This is a genomic window from Effusibacillus lacus, from assembly GCF_002335525.1.
Classification (GTDB): domain Bacteria; phylum Bacillota; class Bacilli; order Tumebacillales; family Effusibacillaceae; genus Effusibacillus; species Effusibacillus lacus.
In genome coordinates this window covers 26,426-41,729 of sequence record NZ_BDUF01000020.1, presented here as the reverse complement: position 1 = coordinate 41,729, position 15,304 = coordinate 26,426, and the positions used below count along the sequence as shown (strand labels likewise).

Sequence of the window (15,304 nt, the reverse complement as noted above, 5' to 3'; positions counted from 1 at the left end):
GGTATGCCCCCCTACCCTTGTGCCTTCTGATCCCAACCAAAACGTGCCGGGAGATCCGTTTGCCAAAGCTTGTCAACCAATGTGCGAGCTTTCACTTTCACATCGTCGCCCTCGATCATTTCGGTGTTAGCCGCCTTCTGTTCGGGAACCCACGATCTGCCCACAATGGTCGGGGATCCTTTCAGACCGATTTTGCTCCGGTCAAGATTGGGGAAGTCCTGGGTAGTCCAAACCACCGGCTTGAACTGTGCCGCTCTCAACATGCCCGGCATGGAAGCACGACGGACTGTGTTCAGTTCTTTGAGAGCCGTCAACAGCACGGGAAGTTTCGTTTCCACCACTTCCACCCCATCTTCCAGATGACGATGGACCGTGATGCGCCTGGTTTCCATGTTAATGCCTACCACTTTCTGGACGTAGGTTAATTGTTCCAGGTCCAGGCGGCATGCAATACCCGGCCCTACTTGACCTGTATCCCCGTCAAGAGTCTGCTTTCCCGTGAAGACAATGTCAACCGGTCCCCATGTTTCTGCTATCTTCTTTATAGATTCGGCAAGGACGTAAGATGTTGCCAACGTGTCCGCACCCGCGAACCCTCTGTCGGTAACAAGAACCGCGTCATCCGCACCGAGTGAAATGCACTGCTTCAACGCCTTCTCCGCAGGAGGCGGACCCATACAAACGACAGTAATCCGGCCGCCGTATTTCTCCCTCAGCACCAGGGCTTCTTCCAAACCATGCAGATCGTAAAAGTTCACGATCGCAGGAACACCAATACGAATCAGGGTGTTGGTCTTGGGGTCGATACGGATTTCCCGGCTGTCCGGAACTTGCTTGACACACACCACAATGTGCAACATCTCTTTCTCCCTCTCCTTCCCTATACAAAGAAATCGTTCACTGCTTCTATCTCTATATTTGTGAAATTATGAACTTTTGTCAACTGATAATTCCACCTATTTTTAATTATAAAAAAATAATTGCTATTATGATTAAATAATTCTATTCTCAATGCCAATATATGCCTTTCTGTCGTTTTTGAAAATCAGGGAGTTCCCTGATTTTCGACGAAATTTTTTGCTTCCTCGCACAACCGGATCAAAAATTCGTCCCGGACCGTCTGCCAGAATGGGCTTGCCGCACCGGACATTTTGTCATTAAGCACCTCCAGTGAGAAAGACAACTGTTGGATTCGGGTATTGAGCAGTTCCCCCAGATCTTCCAGGTTGCAGCTGTAGGTTTCGCATAAGAAGGCGGCTTCGCTGCTGTCCGGCATTGACAGCACGTAGGGCCAGACGGACCGGACTTCCTGATGCATCTGCAGTTCGACCGCGAGATACTTCACGGCGCAAATCAGTTTCTCTTCTTGGGGTGCGGCCAGCAATTCTCTTGCGTACCAAACTTTTTCCAGCTTCTTCTGTTTTAGTGCCTCTGCCACTTCCTGACAGCGGGATGCAAGTGACCCGTTCATCAAGCTCACCCGACTTTCTCTCTCCTATGTAAACAAAAGCGCAGGGAAAATCCCTACGCTTTTATTTATTGCATATTTGTCATACTGCGGGAAGATGCGGTTTTGCTCCAGGCACGTCTTTATCCTTCTTAAAGATTCGCTTTGCCAGTCCCCGCATCCAAGGCACCACCCAGTAGTCTCCGCCGAAACGGCCTGCGTTGAACCCGGCAGCCAGAATGAAGAACCCAAGAAGAGCCATGAATGGATTGGAAGAAACAGTGCCGGCAAACATGAACGCGAAGTTCATCACCATTCCAAAGAATGCGGCGGCGGTGGTCAGGGTTCCGAGCAGCAGGCCGAGTCCCACCAGAAATTCTCCCCATGGAATCAGGAAGTTGAACAGATCCACATTTGGCAGCGCAAAACTTTTAAGAAAGGCTACATAATTAGGATACAATGCCTCGGTAGTGCCGGTTTCCAGAACCGGTTTGTTAACAGCGTTTTGCAAGAACTTGCTGGCGTCAAACGGCTTGTCGCCCGCAAGTTTGTGCCAGCCTGCGCTCATCCATTCCCAGCCAAGATAGATCCTCAGCAAAGCCAATACAACAGAAGCGTATACATTAGTTCTGAGCCAGTTCAACATAAGAACCACTCCTGTAATAGTATTGTAACTCCGGAGTTCGAAAGAGTTTTTGCTCTTTCTAGTTCCTATTATAAATTCAGTATCTGAAAAAACTATGGGCAACGCCACTTGTTCACTTTTTATTCCAGACTTTTAAAACAAAATGTGTCATTTGTCGGGAGCAAGTAGGAGGTGTGTCAGCATTTACTAAAGGAGAAAGCGCAAAGGGGGATTGAAGTGAACAGACAAACCGCCCTGATGATTCGCTGGCTGATTGCGTTTCTGATAATTTTTCTGCTGATCATGCTGTTGGTTTTTTCGTTAATGGCAAGAAAGACGCCCGTTCTGAACTAGTGGAACGGGCCTTTTTCTGCGGGAAACCCGATGATGAAGACGGCGCCTCCATTCTGCCCGTTGTCCGCGCGGATGGCAGCGCCGCTTTTTTCGATGATGGCTTTGGTGATGGCCAACCCCAATCCGGTATCCCCTTTATCCCCACGGAAAAACCGATCAAAAATACGGTCTTTGTCCCCTGATTGAAAACCCGGCCCGTCGTCCTGCAGGATCAGCCGGATCGCTTCCGAATCCGAGACAATTCGAATGGTCACTTTGCTTTGGGCGTGCCGGATTCCGTTTGCCAATAGATTAAGCAGCGCCTGAATCATTTTGTCGGGGTCAAGCAACAGCTTGGGTACGTCCGCATCCGCCTGCACGACGATCTCTATGCCCTTCTGGCGGGCAAGGCTTTCCACCCGGAGAATGCTCTCCTCCACTATCATCTTTAGATCTACCAAAGACGGTTCATAGATGTCTTCCATTGTCTCCAATTTGGACAGATAAATCAGTTCATCCACCAGTTTCTTGAGACGAATGCTTTCTGCCGAGATTACATCCAGCACACGCTCCGCATCCGCACCCGAGAAGATTCCATCCCGGATTCCTTCCGCATATCCCTGAATGGCCATCAGGGGGGTTTTCAGTTCGTGGGATGCATTTTGCAGGAACCTTCGCTGCCCTTCATCATAGCGTTTCAACTCGATCGTCATTTGTTGAAAGGCGTGGGAAAGATCCTCCAGTTCGTCGCCTGTTTTGATCACTTCAGGCGGAGTGAAATCCCGTCTTGCCAGTCTTCCGACCGCGTGTTGCAGCACCTTTACGGGACGGGTCAGCGATCTCATCATTACGAATGCAACCAACAGCATGATGGCCCCTGTAATCAGGAATCCCCTGACAATTACCCAGGCAACCGCTTTTGTCACATTTCTCACCTGATTGAGATCGGTAAAGAGGATCATGGCATGGGTTACCTGTTTTGACTTGTTGGCATGGACCGGGAGAGCCACATAAAGAATGTCCTTGCCCTTGAACTCTACTTGTCCGTCCGTCGGTTTCCCCTCAAGGAACACCGCCTGTACGGGAAACGGGGTACGGTTCCCCTTGTTGATCTCTCCCGTGCTTGAGTGGATCACTTCCTGATCCCCCTTTTGCACAACAATGTAATCACTTTCGATCATGCGCAGGGCCAGTTTGGTCATGACCAGCCTTTTCAACGGCAGGCTGCCGTTATTTTCTTCCGCAAGTTGGATCAGATGTTTCGCCTCTGCGGCAAGACCCCTTTTGGCTTCAGCGATCATGTATTTTTTCATGGAGGCATAAAACAACGCCCCCGACACAGTCAAAGTAATGACAATCAGGAGCAAATATGAAGAGATGAGTTTCTTCCCAATCGAGCGCTTAGCCATGATTATCCTTCCAGTTTGTAGCCGTATCCCCAAACGGTTGTGATGTCCACCGAAGATTCAACAGACTTAAGTTTTTTGCGGATCCGTTTGACCAAATCGTCAATTGCCCTTTCGTCTCCCGGATATTCATATCCCCACACCTGATTCAGCAATTGTTCGCGAGTGTATGCCTTGTTCAGGTTCGTGACAAGGAAGGAGAACAGTTCAAACTCTTTGGTGGTGAAGGGAATGTCGGTGCCGTTCCTGGTAACACGCCGTTCTTCGGACAGGATTTGGAGATCCGCCAGGCGGACACCCTGCCGGCTGTTTTCATTCGGCAAGGTGTCCTGCGCCTGCATCGCATCGATTCGGCGAAACATTGTCTTTACCCGCGCCACCAACTCACGGGGGGAGAAAGGTTTGGACAGATAATCGTCAGACCCCAACTCCAGACCCACAATCTTGTCCACCTCATCGTCCCTGGCCGATACCATAATAATCGGTACCATGCTCTGCGCCCGGATTCGCCGGCAGAATTCATAGCCATCCATGCCGGGCATCATGATATCCAGAATGAACATGTCGGGAGGTTCCTGTGTCCAGGCTTCCAAAGCGGCCGCCGCCCGATGAAAGATGCGCACCTGATACCCTTCCGTCTGCAAATAACGCGCAATAATCTCACATATTTTCTCATCGTCATCCACAACATAGATCTTTCTCGGATGGTCATTCATTTGCGATCTCGCCTTCCTGTCAGACAAATCTCAGGTTCTCGAAAGTTCCCCCAAGGATTTCCGGAGACGGTGCGTTCAGCCACTGGTCAAGCAGTGTGGAATAAAGGGAGGTGTTGAGCCCTGTTCCGATAAATTCGCCAATCAGGTTCATCTGACCTGCAAATTTGGCAACATTGCCCGTTTCGGTTTCTGCTGGTTCTGTGGAAAGTTCCTGTACCACATTATTTGCGGTAAGGGATATATCGGGGGCTGGAACAGCCCCCGGGGAACGGGATTCATGTTGTTTTCAGAGTGCTGTTACCGGTTGGATTGCAGCAATTCCTGCTTGGCCTGGATAATTTGCTTCTCCAGTTCGATTGCCTTGTCCAGCACGGTCATCAACTCCGTTTCCTTTCCTTGCTGCTTGAGTTCTTTGGCTTGCTGGATCAACTCATGTTTCTCCTGTTTCATCTGCTTCAGGGCTTTCAGCTTGTCTTTCAACCCCGGATGATTTTCTTTGAAATCCCCGATTCTGTCTTTGAACTTGGCGCGAACTTCCTTGATCTTCGCCAGATCCTCCCGGATCGGTTCTTTCTTGGCCTCAATCTGCTCATGGATGGATTTGAGCTTTGCTTTCAATGCTTCTACTTTTTCTTTTTCGTGGTTTTGTTTGGCCTGCTGCAATTCCTGCTTAATTTGCTGGACCTGCTGGTGCAGAGCCTTGATTTCCTCCAGCACGGGCTTTACCCTGTCATGGACATCCTGCCCGATTTCAGCCCGTTTGTCTTTGGCCGCTGCCCGATGTTCCTGAAACTTCTCTTTAAACTGCTGGTTCAATTGTTTTTCCTGCTGCACCAGTTCCTTCAGGGTTTGAAATTTGTCTTTGGCAGCATTGCCTTCGGTTGCAGCAAATGCGGAACCTGTGAGCAGGAGAGAAGCGATTCCTAAGCATGCGATGACCGGCTTCAGTTTCATCTTTCACACACTCCTTTAAAATGTTGTTGGGAACTCTTTACAAGTCCAAGTGTAGCCAACAATTACGGAATAATTGTGGAAAAGCTTCGGGAATTTGCGGAAATCTTCTTGACCATATCCCTACTGGCGCAGGTTATTCCACAAAGCCTATAATAATATTGGTAATTCAACTTCAATCTTGAACCTGAAGGTGGCTCCACATGTCTTTATATACCCATCTGCGCTTCAACTCCCACATCGGGCGGCAGAAGCCTGAAAGCATTCGGAACAGGTATACTCAATGCCCCTTTTGTGCCCGCGAACAACTCGATGCAGACGGGATTCTCGCGGAACAGGGGCCGATTTTGCTGGTCAAAAACAAATATCCGACGCTGCAGGATACGTTTCAGACTGTTCTGATTGAAACGGACGAGTGTGAATCGGAACTTTCCCTTTACTCCAAAGAACATTTGTACAAGTTGCTGCGGTTTGGCGTAGAAAAGTGGCTGGAAATGGATGCGACTAACGATTACAAGTCCGTGATCTTCTACAAAAACCACGGTCCCAATTCGGGCGGGTCGATACGCCATCCGCACATGCAAATCGTCGGGCTAAAGCATATCGATTACAGGGAGCATGTAAAAGAGGAACACTTTGAAGGCGTTGTGATTGATCGGCAGGACGGGGTGGAATTTAACCTTTCCACAAAGCCACGAATCGGATTTTTTGAGTTTAACGTGATCTTTGAAAGAAATGGCCCGCTTGAAAGAATGGCGGATTATGTCCAGACGGCAGCCCATTACGTTCTGAACCATTTTCACAAGGATTGCAACAGTTACAACCTGTTCTTTTATCAGGTCGGCAAAATGCTGGCTGTAAAGGCGGTTCCCCGGTTTGTCACAACGCCTTTGTATGTTGGATTTTCGATTCCTCAAGTATCCAACCGGCTCGAAGATGTGGTGAAGCAAGTTCAAGACCTCTACTTCAAATAGGGTTTGTACTATTATAAATCAGTAAAGGAGCCCTGCCTCCAATGAGGCAGGCCTCTTCTTTAAACGGTCTTCTTCCCGTGCTCTGCGGTAACGGTTGTGTAAATTCCGCCGCGGACGTTAAATTTGCCGATCACTTGCATGTAACGCGGTTCCAACGCTTTTACCAGATCATTCAAAATCACGTTGGTGACATCTTCATGGAAGTGCCCCTCATCCCGGAAGCTCCACAGATACAGCTTCAAGGATTTCAATTCCACAATCGAGGGACCGGGTATGTATTTAATCGTAATCGTCGCAAAATCAGGCTGACCGGTTTTCGGACAAAGCGCAGTAAACTCCGGGCTCTCGATTTCCACCAGGTAGTCCCGATCCGGGTGCGGATTCGGAACGATCTCCAATTCCTTTGAAGGACGTGTTGACATGAAATACCCCTCCTGAGCACACCCCATATTGATAAAAATAATGCATAATCCAGAATACCCCAGGAAAGTATGCTGGTCAAGCGATCCGGGATTGTTAATAGAGACGCTGCATGGGGTCTCTTAACCCTTGGGAATAAGGATCTGACATGACTGTAGAATTGGGACTTGGGCGGTTGGTTTGCAACATGCTGGACAGATGATCCACATGCTGTTTCAGTTGGTTTCCAATCTGCTTCATTTGTTCCAGTTGCTGCACAGCCGATTGCTCGTTGGGCATCAATTGGCCGACAGGACCGAAGGTTTGAGGACTCGTCTGTCCCCGCAGACGATCTACGTTAGATTGTTCCGCACGATGCAAAGAACCCATCATTTGCCGCAGCATGCTGACTTCCAACTGCAGCTTTGCCATTTCGCCTCGCAGTTCATTCAATCTTGCGTCCATCGTATGGCTTCCTCCAAAATATAGAATTTGTGTGTTTCAAAATAACTGTCAAGATTCTATTCTAATCATGCATATTTTGGCAGACCGTACTAAAAAATATGTGCGAAAAGGGGGATTACGCCAATGCAAAACACCAACCCGAATCAATTGGACACCGGTATCGAGACTTTGGTCAACGAACTGCAAACCATTCGCCAGGAAATCAACGAATTGAAGTCTATGACGGAGAAATTGGGTCTTCAGGAAAAGAAGAACTACGATCAGCTTGCTGCCATGCAGGGGAAACCGAATGATCTCAACGAAATGGCGGCAGGAGAACAACAGGCGGCCATACTGTTGACTCAAATGAGAGATTTGTGCAACCATATGAACCAGCACATTGCAACCATTGGCAGGCACCTCCAGATCCAGAACGGATACCCAACACAGTCACCCATGCACCCCCCCGCGCAATACCCAATGCCGGACAACATGCTGCCGCAAGGGTTTGCGCAGAATGCCAACCTGAACGAATTCCGTCCGGACCCTCAATTTGTCCGATATCCGTATAATCGTTTCACCACCTAAGAAATACCGGATTGTGCCGTGGAGAAACACGAAGCCGCCCCAGACGGGACGGCTTCGTTATATGATCACACCGGGGGAACCGGTATGTATCATTACGGTATGCACTATAAGTTTTTAACGTTCTGGAAAAAAGCTCTTATAGGCTGACAGCCGCTTGGTAACAATGGTACAATGGGAAACGGATTTTGGAAGGGTACAGGAAAGAGGGTTATCTATGAAGTTCAACATCGACGATATGGGAATCAAGGAAATTCAAAACCTTGCCAAACAGCTTCGGATTCCACCGTCCTACAAAGAAGGCGGAGTCCGGTTTCGCAAAAATAAAGCCCAACTGGTGAGAGACATCAAGCGCGCCATGCGCAAACAAGGTGAGTTGGCACAGTAAGCAAAAGACCCGATCTGCAAATAAGGTATTTTCAGGGACTTATTTCGGGATTTCTGGAGGGGCGGCGGCTGAAGAAACCCCGAATAAGCCCCCAGAATCCTTTATGTTTAAAATAGAGGCTTCCATTTACCACCTGGCCTCTTTTGTGAAAGAAGGTGTGGAGATGACCTCTCGTTCCTCCGGATTAAAGCCGATGTTACCAAAGTTTCGGAGTGCCAGATGATAACCAACATTGCGAATGATATTCCACCACAATCCGGTCTTTGATTTCCACATTCGCTCTATAATCGAAGGAATCGAATAAAATTGACGAGCCGCCCATTCAGTCCCCATTAGTAATTCTTCCGGTGACATTAGGGCTGGCTGGAAGACCACATCTTTTTTCCCATTGTATTTGGACCAGTCTTTTGTCAGAATTCTCCCTTCTGCCTCCAGTCTGCGGAAAAGCGGTGTGTTCGGAAACGGAATCAAAACGCTGATTGTAGCCGAATCAAGACCAATCTCACGGTAAAATTCCACCGTCGAACGGAAAATGGATCTGTCGTCATGATCAAATCCAAAGACGGTCCCTGCCTGAATTGCAATTCCATAGTAGTGGAATCGCTCGATAATCTCCTGATACTTTCCCACTTGATTGTGGGCTTTGTTGGCGGAGTTCAAGCTGTTCTGGGAGATCGTTTCCCATCCCAGGAAAAGTGCCTTACATCCACTCTTGGCGGCGAGCTCCATGAATTCGTCGTCGAAAGCGACTTCCGATGTTGCCTGGCTGGTCCACCATCTTTTGTAAGGGGCTATGGCCTTGAACAGTTCCTTAGCATAGACCTTATTGGCACCAATATTATCATCCCAGAAGATAAGTGCCTTTCCCGGCATATGCTGTAGCTCCTCTACAATATCAGCGATCGGTCGATATCGCATCTTCCTCTGATACATTTGCGGGATTGTACAATATTCACAAGCGAATGGGCAACCACGTGTGGCTATTGTCACTCCTTTCCCATAGGTTCGCCCCTTGATTAAATCCCATCGGGGATGTGGCATGTTTTGTAGGTCAGGTACTTCACAGGATTTATAAATGGATTGCAAGCAACCGTTCTCAAAGTCAGCCAATAGCTTAGGCCAGACCAACTCCCCTTCTCCGACCACCACCGAATCCGCATGATCCTGTACTTCATCGGGCATAAGTGTCGCATGGGGACCGCCGATCACTACTTTAATCCCTCTTTTGCGGTACTCGGCTGCGATCCAATACGCATGTGGAGCAGCAGCTGTATTTGCAGTTATTCCAACCAAATCCACCTTTTTATTAAAATCGACTTTCTGTACAATTTCATCAGTATGTGTGACCTCCCAATGGGGAGGTGTATAGGCAGCCAAAAGTGGCATTGTAAGCTGAGGAAAACGAATGATCCGCCTATATCTAATAAATCTCGAGGCTTCCGATTCAGCGGTGATAAGTTCAACCCTGTATTTCTTCTTCACTTTGTGTCTCCTATTATTTGGATGTATGTTCATTTTATCAGAACTACTTAAGTTATGGGGCAGCCCCTTCTTTATTTATGTTGGAATTCTACGGACCTTTACTTCTTGACCAAAGGGATTGATAACCAGTGGCTCACCATTAGCCACTGTTCCGGCTCCCCCGGTTTCTTCGCCATTCTCCGCAACTCCTTCAGCAGCCGCGAACTCCTGCTCCTGCTCCTCCTCGTCCTCGCTTTCCACTGAAGCGGCAAGCTGGGGCATGGTGATCGAGGAAAACAAAGCAGATCCCCTCCGGTTGAAGAGAATGATCATCCGATTCAGCACCTCCTTTTGCGTGAAACCTTCCTGTTCGCAACGCTTGGCAAATTGAAAAGCAACTTCCGCCCTGATTCTGGTCTGAATCGCCTTCTCCCTGATTTCCGTTTGCAACCCGATTCCCCCCCGGCATAACGATATACCCTGTATTTCAACGCGGCATGGAATCTGTTCCTTCGGGAAATTCGTTGTTTTTATGGAAGTTTTGTCGAACGGATGTTACCGCCTCAGGATCTGCGATCCAATAGTAGAGTCTGTCCCCTGCCAACGGGTCAAACAAAGTCTCCCCCCGGCCAGGGATTTGCATATAATTCACCTGTTTCCCTGTCATCCCTTTAAAGAGCCAGGCAAGGCTCAGCAGATCACTGTCACTGAAGTTTGTGTCCACAATGTCTTGTCTTACTTGTTCGAGCAGACCCGGCAGCTTGGGGAGAGATTCTGGCTGCAGCAGTTTCTGTGCAACCGCCTTGAGAACTTGTGCCTGGTCCGCCTGTCTCCCAAATTCCCCGTTTGGGCGGGAATACCGTTCCCTTACCACTTCCAGGGCCATCTCACCATTCAAGTGCTGCCGTCCAGCCGGGACTGTGGTATTCAGGTCGGGAAGTTCCACTGATTCCGGCAGCTCCACATCAACTCCGCCAATCGTGTCTATAAAATTTTTGAATCCCTGAAAATCGGTTTTGACATAATAGTTGACGGAAATTCCGAGAAAATCGCTGACCGCCTGCAAGGCCGCCTTCGTTCCTTCCCGGTTGCCGCCGCGCATTTCCCCCAGAATATGCGCATGATTAATCTTTGTATAGCCAATGTCCGGTATATGCACACGCAAATCACGTGGGATTGACAAAAGATTGACAGTTTTGTCACGGGGATTTACCCGGGCAACCATTATCACATCGGTACGGGAGAATTCTTCGTTCCTCGAATCAGTCCCAAGTATAAGCACGTTGAAGGCAGCCTTATTTTCCTGATGTTTCGATTCGTCAGGCGGTTCGGAAGGTTGAACCAGAACAGGATGCTTCGCTTGTTCAAAATGGTGGGACGGTTCCAGCTTCCAGAACATCCAGCCCCCTGCGCCCAAAGCGAGCAATACGAAAAACAGCGCTGAAAGGAGCAGCCATCTTCTTAATGAATTTCTTTGTCCTCCACATTTAACCGCCATTCCTACCGCACCTTATAACCGTCTGCAATGCTTCAGTATGTCCATGATCCCTGCCCGCAGGGACACTGTGGGTGTCCATCCGGTCTTATGTTGAATCTTTGAAATGTCATGCCATATCTCGATCGCTTCTTTTGCCGGTTCCCCTTCAAATTGAATCCCGCTTCCCGGGAAACCGAGTTCCGCTGCACACTCGGAGAACATCCGGGCAATGTCTATTACGGAAGTGGCACCTCCGGAAGCTAGATTGTAAGTTTCATTCCAAATACCAGCATCGGCAAAAAGCAACCCTTCAATACAAACAGCAGCGTCATGGATGTGCAGAAAGTCAAACTTGCTGGAGCCGCCGCCATGTACGGGCAGAGCATATCCCGAGATGCATGCCTGAGGATACTTGCTGGTAATAAAATTGTCTTCGTTCATGAACAAACCGGTCCCATACAACCTGGACAATCTCAATACAAGATAATTTACATGGTGCTGTAAAATACTGGAGGTCAGGATTTCACCAATATATTTTGTCAGGGCATAAACACCGGACGGGTTGCATGGCATATCTTCGCGTAAAGGCATTCGATCCTGCTTTCCGTAGACCGACTGGGAGGAGACATAGACAAATCTATTCACGTCGGCTCTTCTTGCCAGTTCCAACAAGCGCCTGGTTCCTTCCACATTGACTTTCGCGGCATATGTTGCATTCATCTCGCAGCTGGCAATGTTTCGCGCAGCAGCACAGTGAATGACAGCAGTGATGTCAGTGAGCGCCAAGTCAAGATCCAACAAATTGCCGATTACAGGCTGCACTTTGTCCGGGTCTGGGATGGTTTGCATTAGCATATCCGCTTTCGTCCGATCACGCGTCAGAAACTTTACTTGTTCGACCCGGTTGTTTTCGGCCAGTTTTTGCACCAATCTACTGCCAAGAAACCCCGCACCTCCCGTTACAAACACTTTCATAGACTTAAGGCCTTTCCTTTCGCTTCGGTTTCTCCGGAAATCCCCAGCTGTTCCACATCTGCTTTGCGCATCATCACTTCCGTCACATAACGGGCACACAACCACCCATCCTCATATTGAAGACTCTTTCTGACGGTTTGTTCGTCTTCTTCCAGCACCAGGCGCTTCACCATTGCCTCACATTCATTAAACCCCATGGCTGCCCGCATGCCTGTGATACCGGTGAATCGGGTGTTGATCTCGAAAAACACAGGCCCGTCCTCCGTCATTCTGCACTGCAAATTGCAGGGTCCGACCAGCCCGATATGTGCCAACACCAACGCCATCTTTACCCCAAGATCCTCCAGGTCATCATCCCGGAAAGGAACGACTTTCATGGGAAACCCGGCCTTCAATTCGTTCTTGCTCATAAAGACCCCTAAAACTTCTGCATTCCTGCCCAACACGATCTGAATGGAAATCTCATCCTGCTGGTTGAGCAATCCGCCTTTGTAAATGTCGTGAAGGGTTACTTCTTCCGGCCGCTTGTTCCAGCTTTGGGGAACAAGGAATTGCTGGGCGATGAACTCTTCCTGTTCCTCCTCAAAAACGCCCAGCTCTTCCAGCTTGGTAATTACGCTTACGCCCGAAGAACCTGAGCCGCCTGTGGGTTTGACGATAATCGGAAACCCGATCCGATCATGCAAAAGCTTGATATCCCTTACGTACACGGTCGGAACAAAAGGAAACCCCCGTTCCCTGAAAAAAGCGGCGCACTCCATTTTGTTGCGGACAACCCGGATGCTTTCGGCGCTTCCAATGACCGACTTGCAGCCAAGTTGTTCGAATGTATCCTTCATGTCTGCCAAATAAGGCAATTCCGTATCGGTTCCGGGAAAGAGAATATCAATTTTTTCCTTATCGATAATTTGCAGCAGCCTTTCGCCATATTCCGGGCTGTCTGCCCGAGGGACCAGATAGCCTTTGTCACAGGCATAAAGCCCGGCATTAAAAGGGGTCATGTCAACCCCGACAATCTGTATGTCCAAACCGGACATCCGCAAGGATTTGATGACGGATTGTCCGACCCCGCTTCCCACACCGGTAATAAGTGCTTGCATTGGCATTTCCTCCGCATTATTAGTAAGGTAAATCCATTTTCCCAAACCCGCTGACCGCTATTTTCATCTTTACCGGCTGTGATTCGGGCAACGGCAAGTAATCTTCCAAATCTCCGTCTGAGACAGCGGGAATTTCTCCGTATATTGGGAGGTATTGGTACGTCGGCACCAAGTTTCGCAGGAATACTTTAATCTCGTTTGCCCGTTTCTCCGCATCCAAACTGGTTGAGATTTTTTCCAAAGAAAGAATGGCGCCGCGAAGTTTCTCCCAATGGATCGGAACTGGTTTTCCGACAAAAATCCGGTTATGTTTGGTGGCGGAAATGCCCTCTTCACTGGTGAGGATTTCTTCAAACAGTTTTTCGCCCGGCCGGATGCCCGTGTATTGAATCTTGATGTCCTGGTCAGGGACAAATCCGGATAAGCGAATGAGATCTCTTGCCAGGTCTGCGATCTTTACCGGATCTCCCATGTCCAGCACAAAGACTTCCCCGCCTCGCGCCAAAGCCCCGGCTTGAATCACCAATTGCACCGCTTCCGGAATCGTCATAAAGTAACGCACCATATCCGGGTGGGTCACGGTGACAGGGCCTCCCGCCTGAATCTGCCGCTTGAAGACCGGAATCACACTCCCCCGGCTTCCCAGGACATTCCCGAAACGAACCGCTGAAAATCTGGTTGAACCGTAACTGTTCAATCCCTGAACGATCATTTCCGCTACCCGTTTGGTGGCCCCCATGGCGCTTGTGGGATTCACCGCTTTATCGGTGGAGATCAGCACAAAATGGGACGCGCCGTATTCCTGGGCAGATTCGGCTACGTTTAACGTTCCAATGATGTTGTTCTTTACCGCTTCAGCCGGATTGCGTTCCATCAACGGAACGTGCTTGTGGGCAGCTGCATGAAAGACCAACGATGGCCGGTAGGTCTCAAACACCTCCCTGATTCGAATCCTGTCCTGAATATCCGCAACAATGGTTTCAATACGTTGTGGATAATTCTTTCCCAACTCAAGTTCGATTTCGTACAGGCTGTTCTCTCCATGCCCAAGCAACAGCAGAAGCTTAGGTTCAAATGTGGAAAGCTGCCGGCACAGTTCCGATCCTATGGACCCGCCGGCACCTGTGACCAAAACCACTTGGTCCTTCAGGTAGCCCGCGGTTTCAGCCAGGTCCAACTGAACGGTTTCCCTGCCAAGCAGGTCTTCGACCCGCACTTCCCGAATTGATTTGGCGGAAACTTTCCCGTTAATCAAATCTGTGACACTGGGTAGTATTTTGATAGATGCTCTGGTGTTTTTCGAGATTTCAATGATCTTTGCAATCTCGGATTTTGGAGCGGAAGGAATGGCAAAATCATAATATCCTGGATGTTAAATTTCTCAACCACTTCAGGGATTTTCTCGCGTCCTCCCAAAACCGGAAGTCCCATAATTTCCAAATCATATTTCATTGAATCGTCATCGACAAAAGCAACCGGCAAAAAATCGGAACTCGGAGATTGTTTCAACTCCTTAACAACAAGTACTCCGGCGTTCCCGGCGCCAACAATCAGCGTATTTCTTTGATGATAACGATGGGTTCCATTCAGATCCCTTAAAATTCTCCATGTAAAACGAGATCCACCGACTCCCAAGATGATCAACGCCCAAGAAATGGGAAAAATAGAGAGAGGAACCGGCAGTTCGGGAACTATCTGGTTGATTGCCGAATGAAGGACAAAAAAGCAAATTTCAGCGACTGTTGCAGCCTTAACCACGGAAATGAGTTCCCTAACGCTGGCAAATTCCCAGACCTGCCGATACATTTTATACGCATTTAGTACGACAAGCGTAATAACCGCATGCAACAGGACTACATATGGCAACGTTTTATAGAACGCATTCGGAACTTGAAAATCAAACCGTAAAATATAAGCAAATAAAACTGCCGCCATGATAATACAGGTGTCCAGCAAGCCAAATACAAACAGCCGCTGCCCGTAATTCACATTATCACCCTCTCTCCAAGGAGAACTTAAGCCT

General features: G+C 48.8%; 18 protein-coding genes and 1 pseudogene. 3 read left to right on the top strand and 16 right to left on the bottom strand.

The window, feature by feature from the left end; translation table 11 throughout:
* Nucleotides 1-11 precede the first annotated feature (11 nt).
* From EFBL_RS05280 to EFBL_RS05250, 7 genes are all read right to left on the bottom strand, one after another.
* On the bottom strand, nt 12-860 hold the full coding sequence (locus EFBL_RS05280; protein WP_096181098.1) for an electron transfer flavoprotein subunit beta/FixA family protein: 849 nt from the start codon (nt 858-860) through the stop codon (nt 12-14).
* Between the two features lie 185 nt (nt 861-1,045).
* Nucleotides 1,046-1,480, bottom strand: a complete 435-nt coding sequence (locus tag EFBL_RS05275; RefSeq protein WP_096181097.1) for a hypothetical protein — start codon at nt 1,478-1,480, stop codon at nt 1,046-1,048.
* A gap of 70 nt (nt 1,481-1,550) precedes the next feature.
* Nucleotides 1,551-2,093 (bottom strand): DoxX family membrane protein, encoded by a 543-nt coding sequence (locus EFBL_RS05270; RefSeq protein ID WP_096181096.1) that lies wholly within the window; start codon nt 2,091-2,093, stop codon nt 1,551-1,553.
* 329 nt (nt 2,094-2,422) lie between these two features.
* On the bottom strand, nt 2,423-3,814 hold the full coding sequence (locus tag EFBL_RS05265) for a sensor histidine kinase (protein ID WP_096181095.1): 1,392 nt from the start codon (nt 3,812-3,814) through the stop codon (nt 2,423-2,425).
* A gap of 2 nt (nt 3,815-3,816) precedes the next feature.
* Nucleotides 3,817-4,527 carry a response regulator transcription factor gene (locus tag EFBL_RS05260; protein ID WP_096181094.1) on the bottom strand — a complete coding sequence of 237 codons (711 nt, stop codon included), beginning with the start codon at nt 4,525-4,527 and terminating at the stop codon, nt 3,817-3,819.
* Nucleotides 4,528-4,546: 19 nt separating this feature from the next.
* Nucleotides 4,547-4,678 carry a hypothetical protein gene (locus EFBL_RS21620; RefSeq protein ID WP_269432678.1) on the bottom strand — a complete coding sequence of 44 codons (132 nt, stop codon included), beginning with the start codon at nt 4,676-4,678 and terminating at the stop codon, nt 4,547-4,549.
* A 146-nt stretch (nt 4,679-4,824) separates the two neighbouring features.
* A complete protein-coding gene (locus EFBL_RS05250) occupies nt 4,825-5,481 on the bottom strand; it encodes a hypothetical protein (RefSeq protein WP_096181092.1) in 657 nt (218 codons plus the stop codon).
* Nucleotides 5,482-5,681: 200 nt separating this feature from the next.
* Here EFBL_RS05250 and EFBL_RS05245 point away from each other — a divergent pair, with 200 nt between their 5' ends.
* Nucleotides 5,682-6,452 (top strand): DUF4931 domain-containing protein, encoded by a 771-nt coding sequence (locus EFBL_RS05245; RefSeq protein ID WP_096181091.1) that lies wholly within the window; start codon nt 5,682-5,684, stop codon nt 6,450-6,452.
* Nucleotides 6,453-6,523: 71 nt separating this feature from the next.
* Here EFBL_RS05245 and queF read toward each other — a convergent pair.
* Nucleotides 6,524-6,901: pseudogene (gene queF, locus EFBL_RS05240) on the bottom strand (preQ(1) synthase); the annotation flags it as partial.
* Nucleotides 6,902-6,968: 67 nt separating this feature from the next.
* Nucleotides 6,969-7,316: a hypothetical protein gene (locus EFBL_RS05235; protein WP_096181089.1), complete on the bottom strand. Its 348-nt coding sequence runs from the start codon at nt 7,314-7,316 to the stop codon at nt 6,969-6,971.
* Nucleotides 7,317-7,439: 123 nt separating this feature from the next.
* Here EFBL_RS05235 and EFBL_RS05230 point away from each other — a divergent pair, with 123 nt between their 5' ends.
* Together EFBL_RS05230 and EFBL_RS20455 are read left to right on the top strand one after the other, a co-directional pair.
* Nucleotides 7,440-7,883: a hypothetical protein gene (locus EFBL_RS05230; RefSeq protein ID WP_096181088.1), complete on the top strand. Its 444-nt coding sequence runs from the start codon at nt 7,440-7,442 to the stop codon at nt 7,881-7,883.
* A 214-nt stretch (nt 7,884-8,097) separates the two neighbouring features.
* Nucleotides 8,098-8,268 (top strand): hypothetical protein, encoded by a 171-nt coding sequence (locus tag EFBL_RS20455; protein WP_165912699.1) that lies wholly within the window; start codon nt 8,098-8,100, stop codon nt 8,266-8,268.
* Between the two features lie 126 nt (nt 8,269-8,394).
* Here the strand turns inward: EFBL_RS20455 and EFBL_RS05225 are convergent, their stop codons facing one another.
* From EFBL_RS05225 to EFBL_RS21105, 7 genes are all read right to left on the bottom strand, one after another.
* Entirely contained in the window at nt 8,395-9,750 is a 1,356-nt protein-coding gene (locus tag EFBL_RS05225; protein ID WP_207907614.1) for a B12-binding domain-containing radical SAM protein, read from the bottom strand.
* Nucleotides 9,751-9,825: 75 nt separating this feature from the next.
* Nucleotides 9,826-10,179: a hypothetical protein gene (locus EFBL_RS05220; protein ID WP_096181086.1), complete on the bottom strand. Its 354-nt coding sequence runs from the start codon at nt 10,177-10,179 to the stop codon at nt 9,826-9,828.
* 37 nt (nt 10,180-10,216) lie between these two features.
* Nucleotides 10,217-11,227 carry an LCP family protein gene (locus tag EFBL_RS05215; protein WP_096181085.1) on the bottom strand — a complete coding sequence of 337 codons (1,011 nt, stop codon included), beginning with the start codon at nt 11,225-11,227 and terminating at the stop codon, nt 10,217-10,219.
* Nucleotides 11,228-11,239: 12 nt separating this feature from the next.
* Nucleotides 11,240-12,181, bottom strand: coding sequence for an NAD-dependent epimerase/dehydratase family protein (locus EFBL_RS05210; protein WP_096181084.1), 942 nt, complete (start codon nt 12,179-12,181; stop codon nt 11,240-11,242).
* Complete coding sequence (locus tag EFBL_RS05205; protein WP_165912700.1) at nt 12,178-13,281, bottom strand: ATP-grasp domain-containing protein; 1,104 nt, start codon at nt 13,279-13,281, stop codon at nt 12,178-12,180. The genes EFBL_RS05210 and EFBL_RS05205 overlap by 4 nt, the downstream gene beginning before the upstream one ends.
* 19 nt (nt 13,282-13,300) lie before the next feature.
* A complete protein-coding gene (locus EFBL_RS21110; RefSeq protein ID WP_231705688.1) occupies nt 13,301-14,536 on the bottom strand; it encodes a UDP-N-acetylglucosamine 4,6-dehydratase family protein in 1,236 nt (411 codons plus the stop codon).
* Nucleotides 14,533-15,270 (bottom strand): nucleoside-diphosphate sugar epimerase/dehydratase, encoded by a 738-nt coding sequence (locus tag EFBL_RS21105; protein ID WP_231705687.1) that lies wholly within the window; start codon nt 15,268-15,270, stop codon nt 14,533-14,535. Before EFBL_RS21105 ends, EFBL_RS21110 begins: the two co-directional genes overlap by 4 nt.
* Between the last annotated feature and the right edge of the window lie 34 nt (nt 15,271-15,304).